At 71.1% G+C, this 2,939-nt stretch carries 3 protein-coding genes; all 3 read right to left on the bottom strand.

Annotated elements, in window-relative coordinates:
- Positions 1-140 precede the first annotated feature (140 nt).
- Entirely contained in the window at positions 141-1,514 is a 1,374-nt protein-coding gene (locus ACJOT3_RS33815; protein ID WP_406977201.1) for a bifunctional aspartate transaminase/aspartate 4-decarboxylase, read from the bottom strand.
- 24 nt (positions 1,515-1,538) lie between these two features.
- On the bottom strand, positions 1,539-1,763 hold the full coding sequence (locus ACJOT3_RS33820; RefSeq protein WP_406977202.1) for a hypothetical protein: 225 nt from the start codon (positions 1,761-1,763) through the stop codon (positions 1,539-1,541).
- Between the two features lie 409 nt (positions 1,764-2,172).
- Entirely contained in the window at positions 2,173-2,745 is a 573-nt protein-coding gene (locus tag ACJOT3_RS33825) for an SRPBCC family protein (protein ID WP_406977203.1), read from the bottom strand.
- Positions 2,746-2,939 lie beyond the last annotated feature (194 nt).

Below are 2,939 nucleotides of genomic sequence, written 5' to 3' on the forward strand. Positions count from 1 at the left end.
CGTTGGGGTGTCATCGGGGGCAGCAGGGGACGGATCAGGTCCCACTCCTGGTCGGAGAGCTCGAATCTGCGGCTCATGTACCGGTTGTACACCGGCCGTCGGAGCCACAGAGTCGAGACTCAAGATCCACCGAACACGCCCTAGCGGCCGTGGGACGAGGTGAAGCGGCGGTGGTACTCCTCGCCGATCTCCCGCAGGGCCCTGCCGATCCGGGTGTAGGCCTCGTGGTCGAGGTTGGCCAGGCTGACCCGGACCGACCAGGCGGGCCCGTCGAAGCCGCCGCCGTTGAGCAGGACCACCCCGTCCTCCTCCGACAGGCGCAGCACCGGGTCGACGGGCTCGTAGTTCTCCTTCATCCAGGCCGCGAACTCCGCGCCCCAGTGCTGCTCGGCCCAGTACAGGAGGTCGAGTTCGACGTAGTAGCCGGCGCGCAGCGGGTTGTCGGGGAACTCCACACCCAGGCTCTCCGCCAGCGCGGCGAGCCTGCGGTGCAGCACCTCGTTGACGGGCCGGTGGTACTCCTCCGGAGCGTGGGTGAGCGCGAACAGGGCGAACAGCGCCATCTGCACCTGCTGGGGCGTGGACAGCCCGGCGGTGTGGTTGAGCGCCACCGAGCGGCTGTCGGCGACCATCCGGTCGATGAATTTCATCGACGCCGGGTCCAGGGTGAGGGAGGCGTAGCGGCGCCGGTGCGCCTCGGCGTCGTCCCCGGTCATCCTGGCGATCTGCGCGTCCACGGTGTTGTCCGGCTGGAGCGCGATCACCCCCAGCCGCCAGCCCGTCGCCCCGAAGTACTTGGAGAACGAGTACACGCCGATGGTGTTGCGCGGGCACACCTCCATCAGCGAGGTGAAGCCCTCCACGAACGTGCCGTAGACGTCGTCGGTGACGATGATCAGGTCCGGGTTGTGGTTCTCCACGATGTCGCGGATGCGGTCCAGGGCCCGCTCCGACAGCGCCACCGACGGCGGGTTGCTGGGGTTGACCAGGCAGACCATGCGCACCGACGGGTCGGCGAGCTTGTCGAGTTCGGCGTCGTCGTAGTCCCAGGTGTGGAAGCCGTCCGCGGTCCCGCGCGAGGCGCTGACCTCGACGACGTCGAAGTCGTAGCGGTCCAGGTGCGGGATCTCCAGGTAGGGCGTGAAGATCGGGGTCATCAGCGCGATCCGGTCGCCGGTCCGCAGGAGTCGGTTGGCCTGGAGCGAGTCGAAGATGTAGCACATGGCGGCGGTGCCGCCCTCGACCGCGAACAGGTCGTAGGGGGCCTCGGGCTGCCGGCCGCCCATGGCCTGCACCAGGTACTCGTGCACGGACCTGGCGACGAACGGCAGGATGCGGTCGGGCACCGGGTAGTTGTCGCCGATGATGCCGTCGACGAGTTCGTGCAGGACGGTGTCGGAGCGGTCGTGCGTCACCCGGTTGAGGATCCGCCGCAGCAGGTCGGCGCCGGGCTCCCCGGAGTTCTGGTCGAGGAACACCGAGAAGCGTTCGGTGATGCCGTCCCGGCCGGGCATCCCGGAGATGGCGGGCCACTCGTTTCAGGTGGCGCGGGCCTCCAGCACGGCGAACCGGCCCAGGAGGAAGAACGCCTCCCGGGGCGGGGCGGCGGTCCAGTTGGGGTTGCCCCGGCCGGCGTTGAGCATGGCGTGCGCGGTCTTGCGCTGCTCGGCCTCGGCCAGGTCGATGAGGTGTCCCTTGAGCTCGAAGGGACTGAGGCCTTCCAGACGGCGCTGGGCGGCGCGGTCGTCCTCGAGATGGGTCATACCGGATCCCCCGAAGGTCGTCACTGTGGGTTGCCACTGTGGGTCGTCACTGTGGGTCGGCGTGCGATCTCTGTGAGTGCACCACCTGGGCGTGCCCGGGCCGGGGTCAAGGAGAACCGAGACTCCCGCCATGCTTTGGCCCGGTGGCCTGCTGGGAGGGTGGTGTGCTGGGAGGGTGGCCTGCTGGGAGGGTGGCGTGCCGGAAGGGTGATCTGCCGGAAGGGTGACCTGCTGGAAAAGGGGTCGGGATGGCCGGTGCGGTCGGGTCGGTCGGAAAAGGGGTGGGGGCGGCTGGTGCGGTCGGTGTGGCCAGGGCGGCTGAACGGGGGTTCGGGGTGGCTGGTGCGGTCGGTGTGGTCGCTGCGGTCGGGTCGGTTGGAAAAGGGGTGGGGCGGTTGGTGTGGCCGGGTCAGCCGAACAGCAGGTAGCCCAGGAGCATGCCGCCCGCCACCACCAGCAGGGCCGCCGCCGACCACAGCCGCTGGACGGCCGCCCCCTCCTGTTCCGGTGTGTCCGGGGCCGGGTCCCCGTCCGTCTCGGCCGGGGGCGCGTGCTCGTCCAGGCGGCGGGCGCAGCGCTCCATGAGCCCGCCCGCGACCTCGGTGAGCACGGACTCGCTCCAGCGGGTCAGCCCACCGGTCAGCTCCAGGTCGGTGGTCACGGACACGGCGGTGTCGTCCCCGCGTTCGTGCAGCTCGGCGGTGATCAGGGCCGCGCCGGTCCCCTCGCCGCGCCGGGAGCGGCCGGACGCCTCGACGACGATGCGGCGGGCGTCCGCGTCCTTCTCCACCAGGCGGGCGGTGCCGCGGCAGGCGACCACGGCGGGGCCGACCTTGATGCGCGCCTCGACCAGGTGGGTGTCGCCGTCGGCCCCGACCAGGCGCACCCCGGGGACACAGGGGGCGAGGGACTCCACGTCGGTGAACAGCTCCCACGACCGCTCGACGGGTGCGTGGACGACGAATTCGTTGCTGATCCTCATTGGGGGCGCTCTCCGCTCGGGCCCTGGGGGGAGGTGCGGACCCGGCGGGCCTGGTCCCGGCTCCGGCACAGCGCAAGTCTCGCGCCCCGGGGGCGTGACCGCCACATCGCGCCGTTCCCGGGCGTCGGCGAGGGTGGGGAGGTCAGGTCAGGCGGGGAGGTTAGGGCGTGGAGGTCGGGGTGGGGAGGTTAGGG

The sequence above is a fragment of the Nocardiopsis protaetiae genome, from assembly GCF_045446735.1.
In the GTDB taxonomy this organism is placed as follows: domain Bacteria; phylum Actinomycetota; class Actinomycetes; order Streptosporangiales; family Streptosporangiaceae; genus Nocardiopsis; species Nocardiopsis protaetiae.